The organism is Rhizobium sp. LjRoot254 (assembly GCF_964254105.1).
Lineage (GTDB): Bacteria > Pseudomonadota > Alphaproteobacteria > Rhizobiales > Rhizobiaceae > Rhizobium_E.
Genome location: NZ_CAXUSM020000001.1, coordinates 857,243 through 882,484, shown reverse-complemented (window position 1 = coordinate 882,484; position 25,242 = coordinate 857,243). Strand labels below are relative to the sequence as shown.

Here is a 25,242-nt window from a genome sequence, read left to right as displayed (position 1 = left end):
CGGATTAAGAGCCGATTAATCGCGGCGCCGTTTCATCAGTCGAAACCGGCGCTTGCCGAAGCGAGCGATAGATCGTCCCGTACCCTACCCAACCTGCAATGAATTTATTCTCGAGTGTTGCCTGAATTGGTGATTCCCGCAATTTTATGTCTCGTCAAGCAAATAAGCTCAAAAACCGACAATTAGCCTGATTCCTGCGGGTTACCATTCACTTCTGCGGCTTGCCTCCTATTTAGGGTGCGAATCGCAAAAGACAAGGTCGTGAGCGGATACGCCGACGAAAGCTTGCGGCAAACTTCCCATGCGAGAACGAATTTCGCACGCCCGTATGGTGAAGACCTCGCGCGGCGGAAAGTTCCAACCCGCATGATCGAAGGCCCAGGATGAAAACGAAGCGAGGCACCGCCGGCATCGACGATTTGAACGGCACCCGTCTTGCGGACCAGATTCTTGGGTTGGAGGGCGCCGACATCATTTCCGGCAAGGGCGGAAACGACAAGCTGCGTGGCGGCGAGGGATCCGATGAAATTCGCGGCGGCGGCGGCGGCGACAAGATATTTGGCGACGGGAACGACGATTTTCTGTTCGGTGACAGCGGCAGTGATGTCATCAGCGGCGGCGATGGCAACGATATCATCATCGGCGGATCGGGCAGCGATGGCCTGAACGGCGGCGACGGCAACGACAGGATGTTCTCCAACACCGGCAACGACCGGATGAATGGCGGCGAAGGCGACGATTATTATGAGATCGGACGCGGCACGGTTGAGACCGTCGACAAGATCGGCAATGACGAATACAAGATCACGGCCGACAGCTCAGTCAAGATCGACGACATGGATGGGCACGACAAGCTTCGCTTCGCCGATACCGAGAAGAGCTGGACCATCACCATGCGCGATCTCATGTTCCAGCGGTCGGGCGACGACCTGGTGATTACGGTCGACGGCTACAAGGGCGAAACCACCATCACCTTCTTCTACGCCGAGGAAGAGACCTATCGCGTCGAGCGGATCTACGACGAGGATCCCGATCACGTCACGGGCTACAACCTCGAGATCGAGAACATCCTCAATCTCTCGAATGGCGACGAGCCGATCCGCGGCATAGACCTCTGGGAACTCTGACCGCTGAAGGCAGCGTCAGTTCCAGTCCATCACCACCTTGCCGGAATTGCCGGATCGCATGGCCTCGAAACCATCGCGGAACTCGTCGATCTTGATCCTGTGCGTGATGATCTGGCTGACGTCGAGCCCACCTTGGACGAAGGCGATCATCTTGTACCAGGTCTCGAACATCTCGCGACCATAGATGCCCTTGAGCGTCAGCATCTTGAAGATCACCTTGTTCCAGTCGATGCCGAAACCATCCGGCGCGATGCCGAGAATGGCGATCTTGCCGCCATTGTTCATCGTGTCGATCATCGAACGGAAGGCAGGCGGCGCACCGGACATTTCCAGCCCGACGTCGAAACCTTCCTTCATGCCGATCGAGGTCATCACGTCCTTCAAGTCCTCTTTCGAGGGATCGACGACATAATCGATGCCGCACTTGCGGGCGAGTTCGAGCCGGAGTGGATTGATGTCGGTGATCACCACCTTGCGGGCGCCCGAGCGCTTGGCGACCATGGCGCCCATGATGCCGATCGGGCCTGCGCCGGTGACCAGCACATCCTCGCCGACGAGATCGAAAGACAGCGCGGTATGCACCGCATTGCCGAACGGGTCGAAAATCGCGGCGACCTCGTCGGGCACGTCGTCAGGGATCGCCACGACATTATGCTCCGGAATGCAGACGAACTCGCCGAATGAACCCGGCCGGTTGACGCCGACGCCCTTGGTGTAATGGCAGAGGTGGCCCCTGCCCGCACGGCAGTTGCGGCACTTGCCGCAGACGATATGACCCTCGCCCGAAACCCGCTCGCCGACCTGGTACTTGGTGACGGACGAACCGATCTCGGCCACCTCGCCGACGAATTCATGACCAACGACCATCGGCACTGGAATGGTCTTCTGTGCCCAAGAATCCCAGTTCCAGATATGCACATCGGTGCCGCAGATCGCCGATCTCTTCACTTTGATCAGCACATCGTTCGGACCCGGTTCCGGCACCGGCACGTTTTCCATCCAGAGACCGACTTCCGGCTTCGCCTTGACCAGCGCTCGCATCATACTCGACATTTCAATTTCCCTATCGAATTCTGCCGGGGTTTCACCCCTCACCAACTTCGGCCAGGGGTTCGCGTCGCTCACCCGGCCTTCGTATCCTCTCCCGCAAGGGGAGAGGTAAACTCGTTGCACCACCTCGCCTCAAGCAAGGCCGAGCGTGAAGGGCACCCTACCTCTCCCCCTGCGGGAGAGGATAGCAAGCCCGCATGAGACATAGTCGAATGCTTGGGCGCGCTTGGTGAGGGGTTCTCCCATCAAGCCCGACATCAAATCACACCCAATTCCTTGCCAACCTCGGCAAACACGGAAATCACCTTCTCGACATCGGCCCGCGAATGCGCCGCCGACATCTGCGTCCTGATACGCGCCTGACCCTTCGGCACGACGGGGAAGGAAAAGCCGACGACATAGACCCCGCGCTCCAGCATCCGGGACGCCATCTCCTGCGCCAGCGACGCATCGCCCAGCATGACCGGAATGATCGGGTGCCCCTCGCCGGCCAGCGTGAAGCCAAGCTTGGTCATCTCGGTGCGGAAGAGCGCCGCATTGTCATCAAGCCGCTCGCGCAACGCGTCGCCATGCTCGATCAGATCGAACACTTTCAGCGAGGCCGCTGCGATCACCGGCGCCAGCGTGTTGGAAAACAGGTAGGGCCGCGAGCGCTGGCGCAGCCAATCCACCACCTCGCGCTTGGCCGAGGTATAGCCACCCGAAGCCCCGCCCAGCGCCTTGCCGAGCGTGCCGGTCATGATGTCAATCCGCCCTTCGACACCGCAATGCTCCGGCGAACCGCGCCCATGCCTGCCGACGAAACCCACCGCATGGCTGTCATCGACCATAACCATCGCATCGTATTTCTCAGCGAGATCGCAGACGCCGCCGAGATTGGCAATGATGCCGTCCATCGAGAACACGCCGTCGGTGGCGATCAGTTTGAAACGGCTGCCCTCGGCCTTCTTGAGCTCCTCCTCCAGCGCCTTCATGTCGTTGTTGGCATAGCGGAAGCGCTTGGCCTTCGAGAGCCGGACGCCATCGATGATCGAGGCATGGTTGAGCGCATCGGAAATGATCGCGTCCTCTTCGCCAAGCAGCGTTTCGAACAGGCCGCCATTGGCATCGAAGCACGAGGAGTAAAGGATCGTGTCCTCATAGCCGAGAAACTGCGAGATCCGCGCCTCGAGCTGCTTGTGTTCCTCTTGCGTGCCGCAAATGAAGCGCACAGAGGCCATGCCGTAGCCGTAGCGATCGAGCGCCTTCTTTCCCGCCTCGGCAAGTTCCTCGTTATCGGCGAGGCCGAGATAGTTGTTGGCGCAGAAATTCAGCACCTTGGCACCGGATGCGACCTGGATCTCACCAGCCTGCTTGGAGGTGATCACACGCTCGGATTTGTAAAGCCCGGCGGATTTCAATCCATCGAGTTCGGTTCTCATATGCTGGAGAAAGGGTGAGGTCATCGGGGTCTGCTTTCATGGCCTGTCAGGTCGAAGCGGTATAGCAGAAGCCGGCGCCCAATGCTGCATTTGCGACGCCGGATTTCTGCCGTTTGAAGGATATCGTTTTCAGTAGCGCTCGGGCCGGAAAGGCCGGATATCGACATCGGGCGTGCCGCCATCCATCATCGTTGCGAGCACATCGGCACTCGCCGGACCGAGGGTAAAGCCTTGGTGCCCGTGCCCGAAATTCATCCACAAGCCTCGCTCGTGCTGGGACTGGCCGATGACAGGCAGCATGTCGGGCATGCACGGCCGCGTGCCCTGCCAGGGCTTGTCCTCGATGCGCGGGCCGAGATCGAACAGGTCCCTCGCCGACTCTTCGGCGTGTTGAAGCTGGTTATAGGCCGGGCCGGCATGGAATCGTGCGAGATGCGCTCCCGTGGTAATGCGCGTGCCAGCCAGCATCGGCAGCAGAAGATAGCCATTCTCGCTATCCATGACCGGCGCGTTGAGCTGCTCCGGCGAGCGGTAGTGCGCATGATAGCCGCGCTTGTAGACCATGGGAAAATGATGGCCGAATTTCTTCAGCGTGTCGGATGACCAAGGCCCGAGCGAGAAGACGGCATGTTCGGCCTCGATCGATCCTTCCTCCGTCATCACAGTCCAGCCCGCGCCGACGCGTCGCAGCGTTGCCGCATCGCCATGAACAAACCTGCCACCCGATCGCTGGAAGAGATCGGCGTAGGACTCGACCAGCCCGCCAGGATCACTGACCGTCCAGGAATCGAGCCAATGGACCGCGCCCGCGCCGCCGGTCTTGAGCGCTGGCTCGGCTGCCGCCATCTCGCTTGCCGAGAGCGCGGTATAGCCGATGCCATAGGCCTCCTTCTTACGCTCGGCATCCTTCAAGGCAGCTTCGAGTTCAGCTGCGGTACGATGAAGCACACGAAAGCCGGATTTCCGGACGAGATTGCCGGCGCCGGCGCGTTCGATCAGCTTTTCATGCGTCGAAGTCGCCTGCGCGATCAGGCTCGCCCAGGCAATGGCGGCCGCGCGGTGGCGACCTTCCTCGGAATGCCACCAGTAGCGAAATAACGCGCCTATATGGAACGGCAGTTCGCGGAAGGCGTAGAAGACGTCATTGGTCTGGCCGAACGCGATATCCACGAGTTCGCGGATCGAGCGCGGCATCGCATAGGGCTCGACGGCCTCTGATTGTATGATGCCGGCATTCCCGAAGCTGGTTTCCCGCCCCGGCGCCTTGCGATCGACCAGCGTGACCGCCCAGCCGCGGTCCTGAAGCGCCAAAGCAGTGGAAACGCCTGATATGCCGGCTCCCAGGACGATTGCGCTCTTCATCGACGGCTTCCCTGCCCAAAGTCTCTTGTTTGAGCTTCTCAGTAGGTTCGGACGCCCTGCCGTTCAAGCTCTCTTTGAACCGAAGGCATATCGACACGGTCGAAATCGCTGCCATCCTTCACCGAGATCGCCGCAGCGACACCCGCGCCCTGCCCCGCGACCGCGCAGCAGGCCATGTTGCGGGTGGCGGCGTGCGCGATACGGTCGCCCCCGATGGCCCGGCCGGCGACCAGCAGGTTCTTCACGCCCTTTGGCAGCATGCAGCTATAGGGAACATGCATGTAGCGGCCCGTCGTCGGCAGGATCAGTACGCCATAGCCATCGATGAACTCGGGGTAGATGCCGATCGTATCCTCGAACCGGCCCTCGTTGCGCACGTCATTCTCGGTCATGTTGTAGACTGCATCGAGCTTGCGTGTGTCGCGGATGCCGATGGACATGCCGAAATTCCTCAACCGCGCGCCCTCGCAGCCCGGTGTATAGAGGCGCAGTGCCTCGATCGCCAGCATCGCCTGCTTGCGGCCCTCGATCTCGAAGATGGTCATGCTGTCGGGGTCCGTGCCGTCGCATCCCGCCAGATGGACGAGGTTCATATAGGTCAGTTCGCCGCTGTCGTGCATCGCGCCCCAGGTGCCGGCGATCGTGTTGAGATGCTTGGGGATCACACCATCCTTGATGGCCTGGGCAAAGGGTTTTGCCAGGAAGGGCGAGAACATCTCGTCTTCCTTGCCCGAGGTCTCGATCTGCCACTCGCCGGTCGACCAACTCGAATAGGTCTGCGGATCGGCGCGGATACCCTCCATGAATTTCTTCTTGTCGACGCCCGCGAGATGAAACATCACCGAGGCGGCCTGCATCTGTTCGACCGGCGTCTTGAACGTGGCGGCACCCGCGCGCGTCGCGACATCGGCGTCACCCGTGGCATCGATGACGCGCCTGGCCAGGATCGCCTCCCGGCCTGCCTTGGATTCGACAACGATGCCGATGATCGTATCGCCCTCCATCAGCGGCGCCACGAACTGCCGGTGGAGCATCGGATGGATGCCGGCTTCCTCGACCAGACGGTCGGCCACCAGCTTGAAGCCCTCGGAATCCAGTTCGTAGGACAGCGACTGGCTCTCGGGCACCGCAGCTCCCATCGCCTTGGCGCGTTCCTCGAACTCCCGGCCGATGCCGTTCGCCTCGACCGTCGCTTCATGCCGGTACCAGGCAAAGCCCTCGACGCCGACGACGGTGATATTGCCGCCGAAGCAGCCGAAACGCTCGACCAGCGTGACCTCGACGCCGGCTCGCGCCGCAGCCAGTGCGGCCGCCAGCCCCCCGGGACCCGAGCCTACGACCAGCACATCCGTCTGGCGGATAACCTCTATCTGGCGGGCGGGTTCGGTGATGAAGGTCGGCGTGATGGGCATCGGGAATCTCATGAAAACGATGAATCTCGGGAGAGTAGCCGGATGCGGCGGCTTGCACCATGTCAGGCGCGACAGGCCAGCGGCGGCTTCTGACAAGGACCGTCAACTGGCTTGTTTACAGGCTGTCCAGAGCCATAGCATTCAATTTCCTGAAGAAAATACAGCCGCCCAAAAACTAGCGGTTGCTTTCGAGGGTCATAGCGCCTACATATGGAGCACCGATATTTGCTTGCTGAGCTTTTGTTATCGCACCCTGGCAGGTGCAGTTGCCGAACCCTCTTCAAACATCGCTACACAATCTGTCGCGCATTCCCGCGTGCCGGAAATTCAATCTGCTATGAAAGGGTTCATTATGGCCACTGGCACAGTTAAATGGTTCAATTCCACCAAGGGCTTCGGCTTCATCCAGCCGGATAACGGCGGCGAAGACGCATTCGTCCACATCTCCGCCGTAGAGCGTGCTGGCATGCGCGAAATCGTGGAAGGCCAGAAGCTTTCCTACGAACTCGAGCGTGACAACAAGTCGGGCAAGATGTCCGCCACTCAGCTTCGCGCTGCTTGATCAAGATCCGATCTCGCCTCTGACCACGAATGTACTGGCATTGCGTGGGATCGATCTAAAGACAAAGCCAGGCACCATGCCTGGCTTTTTGCAATTTCCGACAGGATAAGATATTGACCGAATCCACCAGCAAAGCCCGCGAACGGGCCGAGTCTGCGTTCGGCAAGACACAATCGCAATTCATGGCACGTAGCCGGATCGTCTCCGAAGACGACGCGATTGTTCAAGCCCGCGACGAGAAGACGATGCGCCTGCGCGAATTGCGCAAGGCAAAGGAAGCCAGCGATCTGGCGGCAGCGGCCGAAGCGCCCAAGCCGACCAAAGGCGGCCGCAAACCCTGACCATGATGCAGCAAGGCCAAAGGCCCGTGGCTGCTGAACGCCTCCAATGGAACCGAGATTTGAAAAAGCGCGACAATGAACTGAATGACCGCCGCAAGGCAGCGACCGACACCAAGGCAGCGCTGCTGGAGAAATTCCGCGCGGCGCAGAGCGATCCCGAGCGTGAAGCCAAGCTGGCCGAGCGAGTTGCGCTGGCCGCCGCACGCGAAGAGCGCCAGGCCGAACGCGATCGCCTCAAGGCCGAAGAACAGGAACGCCTCAAGCGCGAGGAAGCCGAACGCTTGGCAGCGCTGGAAGCTGCGGCCCGTGCCGAAGCCGAAGAGCGCGAAGCTGCTGACAAATTGCGCATCTCCCGCGTGATCGAAGACGAAGCCGCCCGCAAGGCCGAACGCGACCGGCGCTACGCCGCCCGCAAGGCACGCCAGGGCTGATCAGCATTCATTGTTGAGAACGGCGGGATCAATGCCCGCCGCCGGCCGGCCCCTTGACGCGGCCCGACATCACGCCGAAGCCATCGACCAGCGCCTCCTGGTTTTCCAGGCGCGTGACTTCGAGTTGCACTTCCTTCAGAGTGCGCATCAAGCGCTCAACATACTCACTCTGGTTATGCTCCGTCGCCTCAGCGAGTTCACGTTCGATTTCGCGCTGTTGGCGAATGAGCGCGCGCGCACGAATGTTAAGAGAGAGTGCTTGTCCAAAGCCCTCTCGCGCATCCTCAATTGCAGCATGCTCACTTGCGGTCCACAAACGGGCGTAACGTATTTGCTGATCAATTTTCGCCAGCAGACTATCCAGATTGCGCACTTCCAATGCCGTTATTAACTCTTCCCGGGTCAGTTCATCGCCACTTGCCGCAGCGATGGAAAGTATCGCTTGCCAGAATTTTTGAGATTCTGGATTCTCAAACTCAATCTGAGAGAGTTCGTCATAGGCCTCAAAAAAGAGTTGCGGATGATTGACGACAGTTAAGATCAATACGCTCTCGCGAAGCTTCGGCAGTGAGCGATATCCAACCACCACTCCGGATCGAGCAAGCTTTTCAGTAACTTGAACGGACTGCGACGGCGCATTACTTTCTGCGCGGGTCTCTCGTGATCTCTTTTGTGAATTACCTCGACGATCGTCTTTGCCGGGTCGCGCGGCATTTTGGAAGAACGCATAGAGCCGGTCGCGCATATCTTGCTGGTAATGCCGGCGCACGCTTTCGTCGCCGATCACCTGCGTCACCTGCTTCAGCCGCGCCTCGAGTTCGGCGCGCTTCTCCGGCGTTTCAAAGGTCGCGCCCGATGTCTCGCGCAGCCAGACCATGTCGGCCAGCGCCCGTGCCTCGGCAATAACCTTGTCGAACGGTGCACGGCCCTCGATCTTCACCAGATCGTCCGGATCCTTGCCATCGGGCAGAAGCGCGATACGGAGCGACTGGCCGGGCTTCAGATGCGGCAGTGCCAGATCGACCGCACGCGAGGCCGCGCGCATGCCCGCCCCATCGCCATCGAAGCAGAGCACCGGCACCGGCGTCATCTTCCAGAGCAGCGCCAGCTGGTTCTCGGTCAGCGCGGTGCCGAGCGGGGCCACCGCGTTCTCGACGCCGGCCTGTGCCAGCCCGATCACGTCCATATAGCCTTCGACCGCGATGATGGTGCCAGCACCATCGGCACCTTGCGATGCGCGGCGGGCGCGGGAGAAATTGTAGAGAACCTGCCCCTTGGAAAAGAGTTCTGTCTCGTTCGAATTGAGATATTTCGCCGGCGCATCCGATGACAGCGCCCGGCCGCCGAACGCAATGACCTTCTCGCGTGACGACAGGATCGGGAACATGATGCGGTCGCGGAACCGGTCATAGGAGACCGGAACATCCGGCCCATGCACGACCAGACCACAAGCCTCGATCTGTTCCCTGGCGACACCCTTGGACGCCAGGAATGCCTTCAGCGCATTGCGGCTGTCCGAGGAATAGCCGAGCCGGAAAGTCTCGATCGTCCGGCCGGTCAGCCCGCGATCGCGAAGATAGGCCCGCGCCTTCGCACCCGCCGCCGTCTGCAACTGGTCCTGGAAGAAGCGTGTCGCAAGCTCCATCACATCGAAGAGATTGTGCCGCTCGCGTTCGCGGCGCTCGGTCTCGGGATCGGGCGCGGGAAGCGCCACGCCCGCCATGTCGGCAATCTGCTGCACCGCTTCGTTGAACGGAAGGCCATCCAATTCCATCAGGAACCGGAAGTGATCGCCCGACACGCCGCAGCCGAAGCAATGGTAGCGGCCCTTGCGGTCCTCGCAGTGGAAGCTCGGTGATTTCTCGCCATGGAACGGGCAGCAGGCCCAGTAGTCGCCCTTGCCGGTATTGGTCTTGCGCCGGTCCCAGGTCACGCGACGGCCAATCACGTCCGAGATCGTGACGCGGTCGCGAAGCTCATCCAGAAACTGGTTCGAAAAGCGCATGGATATTTTGGAGCCTTGTTAGGGAGAAGATATAACCACGTCCCCAACCGATTGCCAATCGATCAGCGCCGATATCAGCTAAGCAAGCCCTTGATCTGCCCCGAAGCCTTGCCGAAATCGAGCTGGCCGGGATAGCGTTCCTTGAGAGCGCTCATCACCTTGCCCATGTCCTTCATGCTGGTGGCACCGGTCTCGGCGATGATGCCCTTGATGATCTCGATGACTTCGGTTTCCGAAAGCTGCTTCGGCATGAATTCGCCGATGATCGCGATCTCCTCGCGCTCCTTGGCGGCGAGTTCCGGCCGGCCACCTTCGTCATAGATCTTGGCAGACTCTTCGCGTTGCTTGACCAGCTTTGAAAGCAGCGACGCGATGTCGCCGTCCGAGGTCGTTGGATCCGCCTTGGTGCGGTTGGCGATCTCGAGATCCTTGATGGCAGACTGCATCATGCGGATCGTTGAAATCCGGTGCGGCTGCTTGGCCTTCATGGCCTCTTTGACGGCATCCATCAGTTTGTCGCGCATCGCGGGATTCTCCTAATTGTGACGCGCTTATGACCCCGGCCTACAAAAAATGCAACGCGGATTCAATAATCGATTGAAATTGCTCGTCTTTTAATAAGTGAGAAAAGTGCTCCACACATTGACCGCGAAAGCGTCATTCACTATTTTCCGGCCTCAACCAGAACAATGGGGAAAATTGGCAACGCCGGATGATGATCCGTGCGCCTTTTTTCGCGAGCAAATGGCGCCCGCAATATCGCGAGCCGCGCCGGAATGGAGAACCATGACCCAAGGATGGACCCGGGAAAAGCCCACTGCCCTACTCGTACTCGCCGATGGCACCGTCATCGAAGGCAAGGGAATTGGTGCTACGGGACGAACCCAGGCCGAGGTCTGTTTCAACACGGCGCTCACCGGCTACCAGGAAATCCTGACCGACCCGTCCTATCTCGGCCAGATCGTCACCTTCACCTTTCCGCATATCGGCAATATCGGCACCAATGACGAGGACATCGAGGACCTGACGCCGGCGGCCCGCCGCGGCGCGGTCGGCGTGATCTTCAAGGCCGACATCACCGACCCGTCGAACTACCGCGCCGCCAAGCATCTCGATACCTGGCTGAAGGCACGCGGCATTATCGGTCTCTGCGGCATCGATACGCGCGCGCTGACATCGTGGATCCGCGAAAACGGCATGCCCAACGCGGTGATCGCACATGATCCCAGCGGCGTCTTCGATATCGAGGTGCTGAAGCAGGAAGCCAAGGCGTGGAGCGGGCTCGAAGGCCTCGACCTGGCCAAGGAAGCAACCTCGGGCCAGTCCTCGCGCTGGAGTGAGAAGCCCTGGGTGTGGAACGAGGGCTATTCGGAGCTTTCGGAAACCGAGGCTAAGTATCACGTCGTCTGCCTCGATTTCGGCGTCAAGCGTAACATCCTGCGGCTGTTTGCTGGCCTCGATTGCAAGGTTACCGTCATGCCGGCCACCGCCTCGACCGAGGAAGTGCTGGCGCAGAAGCCGGACGGCATCTTCCTGTCGAACGGCCCCGGCGACCCGGCAGCGACCGGCATCTATGCCGTCCCTGTCATCAGGGACCTGATCGGCACCGACATCCCTCTCTTCGGCATCTGCCTCGGCCACCAGATGCTCGGCCTGGCGCTCGGCGCCAGGACCGAGAAGATGCATCAGGGCCATCACGGCGCCAACCATCCGGTCAAGGACTATACGACGGGCAAGGTCGAGATCGTCTCGATGAACCACGGTTTTGCCGTCTCGTCGAAGTCGCTGCCATCAGGCGTAGAGGAAACCCATGTCTCGCTGTTCGACGGCACCAATTGCGGCCTGCGCGTATCAGGCAAACCGGTCTTCTCGGTACAGCACCACCCCGAAGCATCGCCCGGCCCGCAGGACAGCCACTACCTGTTCCGCAGGTTCCTCAACCTGATCAAGGAAAAGAAGGGCGAACCGGCATTGGCCGAGCGCTGACAGACGAAAGGGAGGCTCAGGCCTCCCTTCTCTTTATGTGGCTCGGGATGGAAGTCCATCGACCAGAAGCCGCGCGCCGAGTGCGCCGAGAACGGCGCCGGCCACCCGATCCACCCAGGTCTTGGACCTGAGATACGCCGCGCGCGGACCGCTGGAGGAAAAGGCCAGCGCCACGATCGCATACCAGCCGGTCTCGATCAGGAAGATCAGTGGCGGCAATGCGAACATCAACCATGGCGCAGGCTTCGCCGGCAGGAGCGCCGCGAAAATACTCGCATAATAGATCGCGGTCTTCGGATTGCTGAGTTGGGTGACCAGTCCGAGCCAGAACGAACGAGCGGCCGATCTCTTCCTGCCCGCCCCCATTTCATCCATGACAAGTGGCGTCGTAGCGCTCCGCCAGATGCGGATGCCGAGATAGACGAGATAGAGCCCGCCGACGATCTTGAGTGCGAGATGAAGCCACTCGACCTGCTGGAGCAGGGCGCTCAGCCCCGCGAGCGCCAGCATGCCGAACGTGGCACCGCCGACCCCCATCCCGAGCGCAGCCGCAAGCCCATTGGGTCTGGAAGCGGTAACCGCCACGCGCGAGACGAGAACGAAGCTCGGACCCGGGCTCATCGCACCGATGGCGAGCGCCCCGGCAATGGTCAGGAGAATGACAATATCGGGCATCGCGAATTCCTCCATATGACGCTGGCTGTCACGGCGCCAGCCACGCCGACGTCACACTTCCATCCGGCGAACGAGAATAACGAATCTTCCGAGCAGCAAGAACGACGCGGCCAGCAGGCCGAATACGAAGCCCAGCCAGATGCCGATGCCGCCCCAACCCAGCGGAAATGCCAGGACATAAGCCAGCACAAAGCCGATCCCCCAATAGGAAATCAGGGCGAGGATCATCGGTATGCTTGTGTCCTTGATGCCGCGCAGCAACCCCGCGCCGATCGCCTGCAGGCCATCGACCAGCTGGAAGACACCGGCGACGATGACGAAGGTCGTGGCGAACCCGAGCACTGTCGTCGCATCGTCCTTCGTCCGGTCGAGGAAAAGCCCTGCAAAGAAAGCCGGGAAGATGGAGAAAGCCAGCCCGCCGATCACCGCGATTCCAGCGGAGATCGTCACGACGACCCAGGACGCCCGGATCAGCGCCTCGCGATCGTTGGCACCCGCGGCAACGCCGACCCGCACGGTCGCGGCTTGCGCCAGGCCGAGCGGGATCATGAAGGCGAGCGACGCGCATTGAAGCGCAATGCCATGGGCGGCGAGCTCGGCGGTGCCGATCCATCCCATGAGGAGCGACGCAACGGTGAAGAGGCTGACCTCGGCGAGAATGGTGAAGCTGATCGGCAGGCCGAGATTGAAGACCTCCTTCAGCACATGCCAATCCGGACGCCAGAAACGCACGAAGATCTCGAAGCGCTGAAGATCGGCCTTGGTGTGGATGTACCAGATCGTCAGCACAAGGCTCAGGATGTTGACGCCGAGCGCCACCATCGCCGCGCCGCGCAGCCCCAGCGCCGGCATGCCGAAATGACCGAGAACCAGCGCATAGGCGAAGGCGGCATTCACCACGAGGATGATCAGCGTCACATAAAGCACAAAGCCGGCGCGGCCCACCGCGCTCAGGAAGGACCGCAGCACCATGAAGCCGAGGGCGGGGAACATGCTCCATCCGGCGATTTGCAGATAGCTCGCCGCAAGCTGCGCCACATGTGGATCCTGGCCGAGCGCAAGCAGCACGGGTTCCGAAAGAAGAACGATCGGCATGGTCAGCGCCGAGAAGGCCATCACGACCCACAGGCCCATGCGCGTCGCGCGGCGAACCTGTTGTATGTCGCCACGCGCAAAGGCCTGCGCCGCAAGCGGCACCACGGCGGCCGCAAAGCCGGAACCGAAGATGAAGATGGTGAAATAGAACTGCGCCGCGAGCACCATTGCCGCAAGCTCGTTGGTGCCGATGCGGCCGATGATCACGATGTCGGTGACATGAATGCCGTTCTGCGCCAGCTGCGCGCCGATCAGCGGCAGGCCGAGCGCGAGCGTCTCGACGAAATGGCTTTTCCAGCCACTGCCTTTCGCTACGAGAACATTTCTTTCGGCAATCTCGGCCATCACGGCACCTGTCTCCTCACAAAGGCGACCTGATAAGGGAGAACATCCCGTAACGCCACCTGTGGAAGCCCACTCAACTCAAACATTCATAACCACCATCACCTTCAGTGATGGGTTGCAGCCGCCATTTCGCCCGTGCCGCGCCAATGCGGCACCTTGAGCACGAAGATCGCGAGGCCCGCCGCAGTCATCAGGGCGGCGACGAAATAGGGCGCTCCGGGAAAGTGGACCGAGGCACCGGGGCCGGAGAAGGTCGCGAAGATATAGGAGAACATCAAAGGCCCGACGATCGAGGTGACGCTCGAAAGGCTCGTCAGCGTGCCCTGCAGGTCGCCCTGCTCCGACGACGGCACGCCGGCCGAGGTGATCGCCCTGAGCGCCGGGTCGGAAATACCTTCGAGACAGGCGACCAGGATGACGACGAACACCATCCAGCCTTCCCAGGCGAAGGTATAGCCGAGGAAGCCGACGGCACAGAAGACCAGGCCGATCACCGATGTGTTCCACTCTCCATAGCGCTTGACGATCTGCGGCAAAGCCAGGCCCATCACCACGGCGCTCATGACGCCGAAGGCACCGAGCGACAGACTGATCATCAGCGGACCCCAGCCATAACGGTAGTCCGAAACGAATGGCCAGACGACTGGATAGACCACATGCGCCAACCAGAACAGGAACATGACGGTCACGATCCAGCCGATGCCGTGATACTTCCTAAGCTGCAGCAGCCCGCCGAGCGGATTGGCACGCTTCCATTCGAACTTGCGGCGCTGATGCCGCTCAAGCGTCTCGGGCAGCAGGAAAGCAGCAACGACGAAATTGAGGAAGGCCAGTCCCGCCGCCACATAGAAGGGCACACGCGGGCCGAACTCGCCGAGCAGGCCGCCGATCACAGGCCCAAGCGTGAAGCCGACGCCGAAGGAAATGCCGACAAGCCCGAAATTCTTCGCACGCGTCTCGTCAGTCGAGATGTCGGCGACATAGGCCGAGGCCGTCGCGTAGCTGGCGCCCGAAATGCCCGCCAGCACGCGGCCGACGAATAATATCCAGTAGCTGCCGGCCATGGCGCAGATCAGATTGTCGATGGCGAAAGTCAGCACCGAGGCGAGGAGGATCGGGCGGCGACCGAAACGATCGGAGAGATTGCCGATGAACGTGCCGAACAACAGCTGCATCAGCGAATAGACGATGAACAGCCAGCTGCCTTCCATCACGCCCTGGGTCGCGTCGGCGCCGGTCAGTTCCTTCAGATAGGCCGGCATGACGGGCATGATCAGCGCGATGCCCATCATGTCCAAAAGCAGAATAAAGAATACCAGCGCGAGCCCGCGGCGGGCGCGTTTTTCATCGATCATGGCAAACGTCCGAATTACCCGCGCGTAGAATTGCGGAACATAAAATGAACAGACCGCCTTCTAATGGAAAAATTGCCGCGGTTCAAGGAGTAGAGAGCGTTCTGTCGCGGCACACGCACCAGCTTTGAGGGCGATGAGGCTTTTCCGCAACCCCGATCAAATCCGGTGGTTGAACCCATCTCCAGAATTGATGAAAAATAAGTTGACTCTTTTTATCATGTAAAATAGTTGACATGCATGGGTTGAGCCAGCCGCTCGAAGCACTCGCTTCTGAAGCCATATTGCCAGCGAAATCCGATCCAACGATCGACAGCGAGATGTGAGAACGCCTGCCTCGGGATGCCTTGTCCGGGGCCGCTTGGGCGCGCCCGCATGCCAGCCATCCATTCGCTTCGCGACCCCACCCCAGCGAACAGGACTGAACGATGGCCATCCATCCCGACCGCCGACCTTGCGAACGCCTCCCACTGTGTCCGGCACCCGGCCAAGGGTGCTTGGGGGCAATCATCAAGGAGGCACAATCATGACAATTACGATTTCGGTCAACTCCACTGCCGGCGTCAACGTCAATTACGGCGCTACGAACTATCTCGACACGGTCAACGACAATTTCAACTCGATGACCGGCAGGTTCGGCTACTTCTACAACTCCTTCACCAACGCCTCCCAATACGGCATCGCGACATCAGACGATGCCGATCTCGATGCGTATGTCGATGACGGCAACGCCTTCGTCGCCGGCGGCAACATGACCTACAATCTGATGACCAACACGCTTTCGGGCTCCATCGATACGCTCGCCTTTGGCGACGGTATCAATGGCGTATCGTCGGTGGCGCCGGGCCTGACGACCGGCTCTATCTCTGTTGGCACCTCGGCTTTCACCATCACAAGCCTTGGCATCACGGGAACGGCGCAGACCGACGACACCCACGAAATCCTCTACAACCTGATGAACGGCGACGAGTCCTACCTCGAAGCCTATCTCAATTCGCAATCGGTCATCTTCCAGGGCAACAGCGGCAACGATCTCTATCAGGCCGGAAACTCGGCCGATACGCTTCACGGCAATGCCGGCAACGACACGCTGGCCGGCGGCGGCGGCGCCGACACCATCAACGGCAATGATGGCAACGACACGGTGCTCGGTGAAGCCGGCAATGATACGATCGACGCCGGCAAGGGTACCGATATCCTCAATGGCGGCGCGGGCGTCGATACACTCATCGGTGGCGACGATGCCGACATCTTCGTGTTCTCGGCGGCAGGCGACAGTGCTGTTGGTGCAAACGACACGATCGCCGTCTTCGATGCCGGTGGCATTTCGACCTCGGTCGACAAGTTGGATCTGGATGCACTCAACTTGACTGGTTTCTCAGCTGGAGGCGTCGCGGCCGCCAACAAGGCCTGGGTTTCGGGTGGCTTTGTCTATGCCGACACGACGGGGGACACCACGGCCGACTTCGCCGTGAATATCACGACGCTCAACGGCACGCTGAACGCCGGCGACTTCATCTTCTAACGCGCTCGGCCGCCCGCCCGTTGGGCGGCCGGCCATTCACTCGAAACGGCCTTCCGGCCACGCACCATTTCATCAGCAGGAACCGAGATGACCACGACGACCTTCACCAGCGAGAACGGCACGACCGTCACGATCGAATATGCGGAACTAGCCGACGAAACGCCCGCGGGAACCGTCCTGGCGAGCGTCACTGTCACCAGCGTCGGCCACACTCTCGCGGACGTATATCTCTCGATTCCTCTCAATATCGTCGATCAGAACGGCAACTATCTCGAAGACCTTATCGCCTACAGCACTGATAACGGCGCGACGTCCTCAAGCTACAATCTGGGTCTCTATGCGGCAGGAGCCACCAGCTTCACCTTCCAGCTTGTCTCGATCGCGGCGATAGATTTCTCCGATTTCGATCTCGGCGGCGATCTCGACCTCTCCTTCGACGCTGGCCTCGACGATTCCTCGATCTACGACTTCTTCGAAGCGGTCGACGTGCCGGTGGAGGAAGACCTCAACCAGGCCCCTGTCGACCTCGGCATATCCAATGCCATCGTCTCGGAAGCTGCTCGCGCAGGCTCAGTGGTCGGCACGCTCTCGGCGACCGATCCTGACGGCGACGCTATCACCTGGTCTCTGGTGGCCGGTCAAGGTGACAATGACGACTTCTTCAGCCTGAAGACCAATGACGACGGCACGGTCAGCGTCGTGCTGAAACAGCCCCTTAACTTCGAGGGCAATGCGGCGGTCAACGGCGTTTACGATCTGGTGGTCAAGGCAACGGATTCGGCGGGCAACGAGACGACCGAAACCATCAACGTGCAGTCTACCGACGAACTGATGCTGATGGCCGCTTCGCCCACCGGCAAGAACTATGTCAGCGTCATGGAAAACGTTGACGCAGGCACCGAGATCGGCTTCTTCGTCAATTTCGACGATAGAGCCACGCCTCTTACAGCCACGCTGCTCGACGATGCGGATGGCATGTTCGAGATCAAGACCCGCACGGTGGACGGCGTCACGCGCTATTATCTGACGACGAAGGGCGAACTGGATCACGAGACCGAGGACCTGCATTCGGTCACGGTCCGGGCGACCGATGCAAATGGCAATACTCAGGACAAGACCTACGAGGTGCATGTCCTGGACGCGGCCGAAACCGGCGATACGGCACGCGGCCGCATCACCATCGATGCCGCGACCGCGCTTGCCAAGTCCAATGGCGGAGTCAACTGGAACACCTACATCCAAGCCGCCTATGAAAAGGTCACCGCCAACCTGCCGAACGGCGTGACATTCGCACCGGATACGTCGTCGGAATATCTCTATACCTATGACGATGGCGACGGCCTGATCTCGCTCAAGGGTTCGGACCTCGCCTATTGGTGGACCGATCCCGAAAGCGGCGAGGACGTGCATGTCGTCGGCGGCACCGTCAATTCGCTGGCCTTCGGCAACAACGATAACGGCGAGATGACCGAGACCGAACTTTCGATCACCGGCCTCGACCTGAGCAACGGCTCGAACCTGCTCGACCGCATCTATGGCGAAACCAACGCCATGGCGTCGGCCTGGATGCATGGCTCGGATGGCAACTCGCCGTCTGAAATCGAATTCGTCAAGGCGTTGCTCTCATCCTACGCCCAGGACTTCATCGGCTCGGGCGGTAAGGACAGCTTTACCGGCACGATCTTCGACGACACGGCCGACGGTGGCAGGGACAAGGACACCCTCAAGGGCGGCGAAGGTGCCGACACCATCGACGGCGGCCAGGGCGCCGACAAGCTCTATGGCGGCGCGGATGCCGACATCTTCGTCTTCGCCAAGGGCGATACCGGCAAGACGAAAACCGAAGCCGACACGATCTATGATTTCGTGGTCGCGGACGGCGACACCATCGATCTCTCCGCCATCGACGCCAATGGCAGGAAGGCCAACGACCAGGCGTTCAGCTTCATCGGCGGCCAGGGCTTCCATGACAAGGCGGGCGAACTGCGCGTCGTCAAGGAAAAATCCGACACCTGGATCCAGGGCGATACCAATGGCGACGGCAGGGCCGATTTCATCATTCATCTCGATGACGCGATGAAGCTCGAGGCCGAACATTTCGACCTTTGATGACCTGACGAAATCGGCGCGGGCGGGTGTTGCAGTCCGCCCGCACGATCGCGCGTGCAAAACAAGGAATCCGGGATGACAATCAAGATCACCATGCAGTCGGCCGAGGGCGTCAACGTCAATTCGGGCAATGGCAGCTATCTCGACCAGATGCCTTCGACATTCGATACCGGCGCGGGCAATTTCGGCTATTTCCGCGACACGTTCAACAAGTCCAAACAGTATGGCGTCGCCGAGGACAAGCAGAGCGGAACCATGATCTATAGCGAAGGAGCAGCACTCCTGGCAGGCGGCGCCCTCACCTATGATCTCTCCAGCCACACGCTGACCGGCAAGCTGGACACATTGTCGTTCGGCACGGGATTGGGCGGCGTCACATCGTCAAGCGGCGTCACCCGTTCCAAAATGAGCCTGGACGAGACGGATCTCAGCTTTTCGGGCCTGGGCCTGAACAGCGCACAGAACGACAAGGTGCACGACATTCTCTACGGCATGATGACCGGTGATGCCGGTGCGTTCCTGAATTATCTCGCCAAAAACGCCGTAACATTCAGCGGAGGCGATGGCGCCGATGCGTTCGCCGGCGGGCGCAAGGCCGATAGGCTGAATGGCCTCGCTGGCGACGACAAACTGTCGGGGGGTAATGGTAACGACCAGATCAACGGCGGCTTGGGAGCGGATATACTATCTGGCAACCAAGGCAGGGATATTTTTGTGTACAAGTCCGTGGAGGCCTCGACTTTGAGTGATATGGATACCATATCTGCCTTTGATGGTGCTGCCGGTGATCGGATCAATCTGAAGAGGATCGATGCCGAAATCGGCTCAAGCACCAACGATGCATTCGATTTCATTGGTGAAGCTGCGTTTTCAGGCAAGGCGGGCGAGCTTCGCTTCGAGGTCTCCTTGGATACGACGATGCTCTACGGCGACGTCGACGGAGACGGCAATGCAGACTTTGCCATTCAGTTCGACAGCCTCTTGTCACTGCACGAAAGAGATTTCGTACTGTGACTGAACCGGGTCGACCGCTGCGTTTCCAGCCATGTTTTCGCAGCGGCCGGCCCGGGCCCGGCTCAAATCGGGCCGGACAATGTGTTGCAGGCGTCTACCCTACCCGTGTCGAAACCGCGACGGAACCACTTGGCGCGCTGGGCAGCCGTTCCGTGCGTGAAGGAATCCGGCACGACATAGCCCTGTGAACGCTTCTGCAGTGTATCGTCGCCAATCTGGTTGGCGGCATTGAGGGCCTCTTCGAGGTCACCCTTCTCTAGAATGCCTTTCTGGTCGGTATAGCGGCCCCAGATTCCGGCATAGCAATCCGCCTGAAGCTCGACCCGAACCGACATTTCATTGGCCTGCGATTCACTCATCGACTGCCGCGCGCGGTTGAACTGCGGCAGCACGCCGGTGAGGTTCTGTACGTGGTGCCCCACCTCGTGCGCGATCACATAGGCCTGGGCGAAGTCGCCTTCCGCCTGGAATTGGCTGCGCATTTCATCGAAGAACGCCGTATCGAGATAGACCTTCTGATCGCTGGGGCAATAGAACGGACCGGTCGCCGCACTCGCCATGCCGCAGGCAGAAGGAACCTGGCCGCTGAACATCACCAGCCTGGGCTCGACATATTTTTCGCCGCTCGCGGCGAAAATGCCCCTCCAGGCATCTTCAGTCTCGCCGAGGATCTTGCGGATGAACACCGCCGACTCGTCGTTGGAATTCTGCGTTTGCACGGTCTGGCTGTCGCCCGGACGCGAAGTCGTCGTATCGGAACCGCCGCCGAGCAGCGAACTCACATCCACGCCCATGAATTGCAGCACGATGATGACGATGATGATCAGCACGATGGAACCGATGCTGCCGCCGCGCATGTTGCCGATGGGAATATTCATCCCACGCCGGCCGAAGGGGTCACTGCCCGGCCCAGGGCCACGTCCCATTCCGCGCACGTCTTCGACGTTGTCGGATTCCCTGCTGTCCTTCAGATCCATGGGCGGTTTTCCTCTCCGTATGCCAGCCGGTTATAGACCCGGAGCCGTGGGCGAGGCAAGCTTGTAAAGCCCGACCATGGCTAGGGTGTGAAGGAACGGCGAAGGGGCCGTGTGAGTTCCGGTGGGCCTTCGCAAAACGCAAGATAACGGCGCCTGAGAGCGCTGGATGCCACGCCTGGTTGCGGTGAGGTCCGACTTGAGCTGAACCCACGAGAATTCCCGCATTTACACGTCAAAAACCATAGAACTATTTCAATCTTTCATTAATTCTCACCGATTAGCCTCACGGCAGCAGAATGAGTCTGCCGGATTGCCGACGCTTCGCGTCGTTTCATTTCCCACATTCCCAAAAACGCACGCCATACCGATCTCCTGGGGGACATCTCATGCTTTTCAAATCTGCAACCGGTCGGAACATCTTTGCGATCGCAGCTTCCGGCCTGGTTGCGACGCTGGCAACGGCGGGCGTGCTTTTCACCATTGCCTACAAGGATTCCGAGGAAGCAAGCCTGGAGCAGATGCGCCAGATCGCCAGCAACAACGCGCTCGGCATCGAAAAATCCATGGCGCAGGGGATGCAGACCGTCGACAACCTCAAGAGCACGCTCACCGCGATGAAGCTTGGCGGCAACGCCGATCGCGCCAGCGCCGACCGGCTTCTGGAGACGTTGCTCAAGGACAACAAGATGGCGCTCGGCGTATGGACGGGCTGGGATCCGAATGCCTTCGACGGCAAGGATGCAGAATTCGTCGGCAAGAAGGGCCACGACAAGACCGGCCGCTACGTCCCCTATTGGGTGAAGAGCGGCGATAAAATCATTGTCGAGGCGCTGGTTGACTATACCGTGCCCGGCGCCGGCGATTACTATATTCTCGCCCACAGCCAGAAGAAGGCTGTCGTCATCGAACCATACATCTATCCGATCAATGGCAAGCCGGAACTCATTACGACGCTTGTGACGGCCATCCTCCTGGACGGCAAGTCGGCGGGCGTTGCAGGCATGGACATTTCGCTCGCCAGCGCCAATGAGGCGCTGTCTGCGATCCGGCCTATGGGTGACGGCTTTCTGAGCCTGGTCACTGGCGCTGGGAATATCGTCGCCCATCCCGTGAAGGAGCTAGCAGGCAAGCCCATCAAGGATGCCGGCGAGATGGCCATGGGCTGGGATAAGCTGATGGCCAATCCCGGCGTAGTCGAGGAAACCACGCTTGCGAATGGCGAGACTTACCTCTCCGTCGCCTACGCCGTAAAACTCACAGCCGACAACAACTGGTACGCTGTAGTTTCCATCCCGAAGAACACGGTTTTCGCCGGCCTCTATCACATGGCCTGGATGGCTGCAGCCGTCACCGCCATTGCGGCAATCCTGCTCGCGGGCCTCGGCCTGCTGATTTCGCGCCGCTTCATTGGCCGCATTTCAAACGTCATCGGCCAGACCGACCGGATCGCCAAGGGCGACCTCGACGTCGTGCTGTCCGACGCCGACAAGAAGGACGAAATCGGCGATCTCTCCCGCTCGCTCGCGATGCTTCTCGAAAACAACCGCCACAAGGTCGAACTCGAGGCACAGGCGCATGCCAATCAGGCCCAGCAGGAAAAGGAGCGCGAGGATCGCGCCCGCATCACATCCGCCCAGGAGGAGGAAGTCCGCTTCGCCGTCACCGAACTCGCCGGCGGCCTGAAGCAGCTCTCCGATGGTGATATGACGATCCGCCTCGAAAAGCCGTTCACCGGTGCGCTCGAGCAGATCCGCAACGACTTCAACGGCTCGATCGAAAAGCTGCGGGAAGCGCTCGTCTCCTTCTCGGAAAATGCCGCGACGATCGAATCGGGCTCGAAGGAAATCCGCTCCGCCGCCGACGACCTGTCACGCCGGACCGAGCAGCAGGCCGCCTCAGTGGAAGAAACCGCAGCCGCGCTCGAACAGATCACGACCTCGGTCAAGGATTCGACCACGCGCGCCGAGGAAGCCGGTTCGCTGGTTGCCAAGACCAAGGACGGCGCCGAAAAATCCGGCGAAGTCGTTCGCAATGCCGTTGCTGCAATGAGCGAGATCGAGCGTTCCTCGCAGTCGATCTCCAATATCATCGGCGTCATCGACGAGATCGCATTCCAGACCAACCTGCTGGCGCTGAACGCGGGTGTCGAGGCGGCACGCGCGGGTGAGGCCGGCAAGGGTTTTGCCGTCGTCGCCCAGGAAGTCCGCGAACTTGCCCAGCGCTCCGCCAACGCGGCGAAGGAGATCAAGGGCTTGATCACCTCGTCGGGTGACCACGTCAAGCGCGGCGTCAGCCTCGTCGGCGAGACGGGCCAGGCACTGGAAATGATCGTTGTCGAGGTCCAGCAGATCAACAGCAACGTCCAGGCCATCGTCCAGGCCGCACGCGAGCAGTCCATCGGGCTCCAGGAAATCAACACGGCCGTCAACCAGATGGATCAGGGAACCCAGCAGAACGCCGCCATGGTCGAGGAAACCAATGCCGCGGCACACACACTGGCGACCGAAGTGTCCTCGCTGTCGAACCGCCTCGGCCAGTTCAATCTCGGCGGCCGCACCGCGAACTCCCGTGTGGAACCTGTCCGGCATTCGCAGCCTGTTGCAGCAAGACCGGCTGCCATCAGGCCGGCCTCGGCCCCGGTGCGCATCGCGCCGGCAGCCGTCTCCCGCGCAGTGCCTGCCGCCTCCCCTGCCCGCGCGCTCGGCAACAAGCTGGCAGCCGCTTTCCCTGCCGCCTCCGCCCCAAGCGGCGGCGAGTGGGAAGAATTCTAGGATCGCTCCAAATATTCGCACATATGAGCGGCGGGATTTTCCCGCCGCTTTTCATTTGTGGCGACCTTCCAACGCGGCTTGACCCTTGGCAGCTTTCCCGCTCCAATCAGAGCTGAGCATATTGGGAGGAACGTTCATGAAGGCCATGCGGCTGGAATCCGTCGGAAATCTCTTCGTGCGGGACGTGGAGAAGCCGCAGCCCGGTCCGGATGATCTGCTGGTTCGGGTTGAGGCCTGCGGCGTCTGCGGCACGGACCGTCACCTACTCCTTGGCGAGTTTCCGTCCAAGCCGCCCGTGACCATCGGACACGAGTTCGCCGGCATCATCGAGGCCATCGGCACCGATGTGACCGGCTTCAAGATCGGCGACCGCGTTACCGGCGACCCGAACATTTCCTGCGGCCGCTGCCCACAATGCACGGCCGGCCGCGTCAACCTGTGCCGCAACCTCCAGGCCATCGGCATCCACCGGGATGGCGGCTTTGCCGAATATGTGATCGTGCCGCAGAAACAGGCTTTCTCCATTCCGCTCGACCTCGACCCGATGCATGGTGCCTTCTGCGAGCCGCTCGCCTGCTGCCTTCACGGCGTGGATATGGCCGAGATCAGGACGAGCTCATCCGTGGTCGTGCTCGGCGGCGGCGTCATCGGTCTGCTGGTCGTCCAGCTTGCACGGCTGGCCGGTGCGACGACCGTCATCCTCTCGACCCGGCAGGAATCAAAACGCCGTCTCGCCGAGGAACTGGGTGCGACCGCAAGCGTCGATCCCTCCTCTTCCGACATCATCGAGGAGATCACCGGCCCGAACGGCCTCGTGCCGGGCGGTGTCGATGTCGTCATCGAATGCGCCGGCGTGGCTGAGACCGTGGAGCAGACGACGCGGTTGGCCAAGGCCGGTGGCACGGTAGTGATCCTCGGCGTCATGCCGCAGGGCGCCAAGGTCCAGATCGAGCCGTTCGATATCCTGTTCCGCGAGCTTCGCGTACTCGGCTCCTTCATCAATCCCTTCGTCCACCGCCGCGCCGCCGACCTCGTCGCATCCGGTGCGATCAATGTGGAGAAGCTGATCTCCCGCCGGGTGTCGCTCGATGAAGCGCCGGAAGTCGTCCGCAACCCGGCTCGGGCGGGAGAGGTGAAGGTGCTGGTCGTGCCAGCCTAGCTCTCTTGCAGTTGTTTCGCGTGCAGTTTCTATCTCTGGATGATATGATTGCGCAGAAACATCCTTTGACCAATGTTTGGAGGAAAAATTGAAGGAACCAGCCAAGGCGAGAAAAGCAGTTGCGGTCGTGCGGTTCCACCCGAAACCCGGCCATGAAGAAGAGTTCGAACAGCTGTACAAAAAAAGCGACACGTGAATTCGAAGGGCTTCGACGGGTACGTCTCGTCGAGGCCCCGAACGGCGGGTACTTCGCCATTGGAGAGTGGGATAGTTTTGACGATATCGTGGCCGCCCGACCCTTGATGGCCGGGAATCTGAGCAAGTTCCGGCATACTCTGAAGGAACTGGATGGAAAGCAGGAAGGCGTCACCGATCCGATTTCGGGAGAGGTGATCTTCAGCAAGCGGTACGACGGAAAAGTCGAGACCGGGCGCAAGCGAAAAGAAGAGCAATAGGATCAAGCCGTGTAGTTCGTCTGCGCCACATCATTTTCCTGTCCATTGTCGCATTTGCGGGGTTCCGT

The 25,242-nt window shown here is 60.5% G+C and carries 21 protein-coding genes; 11 read left to right on the top strand and 10 right to left on the bottom strand.

All coding sequences use genetic code 11. The features are described from left to right. The first annotated feature begins 383 nt into the window (after window positions 1-383). The gene (locus ACSQ26_RS04405; protein WP_436006651.1) at window positions 384-1,127 is read left to right on the top strand and encodes a calcium-binding protein; all 744 of its coding nucleotides are present in this window, start codon (window positions 384-386) and stop codon (window positions 1,125-1,127) included. A 15-nt stretch (window positions 1,128-1,142) separates the two neighbouring features. Here ACSQ26_RS04405 and tdh read toward each other — a convergent pair whose 3' ends face one another. The 4 genes from tdh to ACSQ26_RS04385 all read right to left on the bottom strand — a co-directional run bounded on the left by tdh (window position 1,143) and on the right by ACSQ26_RS04385 (window position 6,372). Then, window positions 1,143-2,180: an L-threonine 3-dehydrogenase gene (tdh, locus tag ACSQ26_RS04400; RefSeq protein ID WP_436006649.1), complete on the bottom strand. Its 1,038-nt coding sequence runs from the start codon at window positions 2,178-2,180 to the stop codon at window positions 1,143-1,145. Between the two features lie 254 nt (window positions 2,181-2,434). Continuing rightward, window positions 2,435-3,622, bottom strand: coding sequence for a glycine C-acetyltransferase (locus ACSQ26_RS04395; RefSeq protein ID WP_436006647.1), 1,188 nt, complete (start codon window positions 3,620-3,622; stop codon window positions 2,435-2,437). A 105-nt stretch (window positions 3,623-3,727) separates the two neighbouring features. After that, window positions 3,728-4,960, bottom strand: coding sequence for an NAD(P)/FAD-dependent oxidoreductase (locus ACSQ26_RS04390; protein WP_436006645.1), 1,233 nt, complete (start codon window positions 4,958-4,960; stop codon window positions 3,728-3,730). 38 nt (window positions 4,961-4,998) lie between these two features. After that, window positions 4,999-6,372: an FAD-dependent oxidoreductase gene (locus ACSQ26_RS04385; protein ID WP_436006643.1), complete on the bottom strand. Its 1,374-nt coding sequence runs from the start codon at window positions 6,370-6,372 to the stop codon at window positions 4,999-5,001. Window positions 6,373-6,709: 337 nt separating this feature from the next. On the opposite strand from ACSQ26_RS04385, the gene ACSQ26_RS04380 reads away from it, so the two are divergent. The 3 genes from ACSQ26_RS04380 (at window position 6,710) to ACSQ26_RS04370 (ending at window position 7,706) form a co-directional block, all read left to right on the top strand. Beyond that, a complete protein-coding gene (locus ACSQ26_RS04380; protein ID WP_308737968.1) occupies window positions 6,710-6,934 on the top strand; it encodes a cold-shock protein in 225 nt (74 codons plus the stop codon). 113 nt (window positions 6,935-7,047) lie between these two features. Further along, a complete protein-coding gene (locus ACSQ26_RS04375) occupies window positions 7,048-7,275 on the top strand; it encodes a hypothetical protein (RefSeq protein WP_436006642.1) in 228 nt (75 codons plus the stop codon). 59 nt (window positions 7,276-7,334) lie between these two features. Beyond that, window positions 7,335-7,706: a DUF6481 family protein gene (locus ACSQ26_RS04370; protein WP_436006640.1), complete on the top strand. Its 372-nt coding sequence runs from the start codon at window positions 7,335-7,337 to the stop codon at window positions 7,704-7,706. 28 nt (window positions 7,707-7,734) lie between these two features. On the opposite strand, the gene dnaG is transcribed toward ACSQ26_RS04370, so the two are convergent. Together dnaG and ACSQ26_RS04360 are read right to left on the bottom strand one after the other, a co-directional pair. After that, window positions 7,735-9,711 carry a DNA primase gene (dnaG, locus tag ACSQ26_RS04365; RefSeq protein WP_436006638.1) on the bottom strand — a complete coding sequence of 659 codons (1,977 nt, stop codon included), beginning with the start codon at window positions 9,709-9,711 and terminating at the stop codon, window positions 7,735-7,737. 74 nt (window positions 9,712-9,785) lie between these two features. Continuing rightward, the gene (locus ACSQ26_RS04360; protein ID WP_436006636.1) at window positions 9,786-10,235 is read right to left on the bottom strand and encodes a GatB/YqeY domain-containing protein; all 450 of its coding nucleotides are present in this window, start codon (window positions 10,233-10,235) and stop codon (window positions 9,786-9,788) included. Window positions 10,236-10,455: 220 nt separating this feature from the next. Here ACSQ26_RS04360 and carA point away from each other — a divergent pair, with 220 nt between their 5' ends. Next, window positions 10,456-11,697 (top strand): glutamine-hydrolyzing carbamoyl-phosphate synthase small subunit, encoded by a 1,242-nt coding sequence (gene carA, locus ACSQ26_RS04355; protein ID WP_436006634.1) that lies wholly within the window; start codon window positions 10,456-10,458, stop codon window positions 11,695-11,697. A gap of 33 nt (window positions 11,698-11,730) precedes the next feature. On the opposite strand, the gene ACSQ26_RS04350 is transcribed toward carA, so the two are convergent. The 3 genes from ACSQ26_RS04350 to ACSQ26_RS04340 all read right to left on the bottom strand — a co-directional run bounded on the left by ACSQ26_RS04350 (window position 11,731) and on the right by ACSQ26_RS04340 (window position 15,167). After that, window positions 11,731-12,372 (bottom strand): LysE family translocator, encoded by a 642-nt coding sequence (locus ACSQ26_RS04350; RefSeq protein WP_436006632.1) that lies wholly within the window; start codon window positions 12,370-12,372, stop codon window positions 11,731-11,733. 51 nt (window positions 12,373-12,423) lie between these two features. Then, window positions 12,424-13,812 carry an MATE family efflux transporter gene (locus ACSQ26_RS04345; protein WP_436015096.1) on the bottom strand — a complete coding sequence of 463 codons (1,389 nt, stop codon included), beginning with the start codon at window positions 13,810-13,812 and terminating at the stop codon, window positions 12,424-12,426. 104 nt (window positions 13,813-13,916) lie between these two features. Beyond that, window positions 13,917-15,167, bottom strand: coding sequence for a TCR/Tet family MFS transporter (locus ACSQ26_RS04340; RefSeq protein WP_436006630.1), 1,251 nt, complete (start codon window positions 15,165-15,167; stop codon window positions 13,917-13,919). Between the two features lie 523 nt (window positions 15,168-15,690). Between ACSQ26_RS04340 and ACSQ26_RS04335 the strand changes: the two genes are divergently transcribed. The 3 genes from ACSQ26_RS04335 (at window position 15,691) to ACSQ26_RS04325 (ending at window position 19,812) form a co-directional block, all read left to right on the top strand. After that, window positions 15,691-16,689, top strand: coding sequence for a calcium-binding protein (locus ACSQ26_RS04335; RefSeq protein ID WP_436006628.1), 999 nt, complete (start codon window positions 15,691-15,693; stop codon window positions 16,687-16,689). A gap of 87 nt (window positions 16,690-16,776) precedes the next feature. Beyond that, window positions 16,777-18,798, top strand: a complete 2,022-nt coding sequence (locus ACSQ26_RS04330) for a cadherin domain-containing protein (protein WP_436006626.1) — start codon at window positions 16,777-16,779, stop codon at window positions 18,796-18,798. 75 nt (window positions 18,799-18,873) lie between these two features. Beyond that, window positions 18,874-19,812, top strand: coding sequence for a heme acquisition protein HasA (locus ACSQ26_RS04325; protein WP_436006624.1), 939 nt, complete (start codon window positions 18,874-18,876; stop codon window positions 19,810-19,812). Between the two features lie 62 nt (window positions 19,813-19,874). On the opposite strand, the gene ypfJ is transcribed toward ACSQ26_RS04325, so the two are convergent. Beyond that, on the bottom strand, window positions 19,875-20,789 hold the full coding sequence (ypfJ, locus tag ACSQ26_RS04320; protein WP_436006622.1) for a KPN_02809 family neutral zinc metallopeptidase: 915 nt from the start codon (window positions 20,787-20,789) through the stop codon (window positions 19,875-19,877). Window positions 20,790-21,175: 386 nt separating this feature from the next. Between ypfJ and ACSQ26_RS04315 the strand changes: the two genes are divergently transcribed. The 3 genes from ACSQ26_RS04315 (at window position 21,176) to ACSQ26_RS04305 (ending at window position 25,174) form a co-directional block, all read left to right on the top strand. Continuing rightward, a complete protein-coding gene (locus tag ACSQ26_RS04315; RefSeq protein ID WP_436006620.1) occupies window positions 21,176-23,560 on the top strand; it encodes a methyl-accepting chemotaxis protein in 2,385 nt (794 codons plus the stop codon). A 136-nt stretch (window positions 23,561-23,696) separates the two neighbouring features. Then, a complete protein-coding gene (locus ACSQ26_RS04310; RefSeq protein ID WP_436006618.1) occupies window positions 23,697-24,719 on the top strand; it encodes a zinc-dependent alcohol dehydrogenase family protein in 1,023 nt (340 codons plus the stop codon). Between the two features lie 152 nt (window positions 24,720-24,871). Then, window positions 24,872-25,174, top strand: coding sequence for a hypothetical protein (locus tag ACSQ26_RS04305; protein ID WP_436006616.1), 303 nt, complete (start codon window positions 24,872-24,874; stop codon window positions 25,172-25,174). Window positions 25,175-25,242 lie beyond the last annotated feature (68 nt).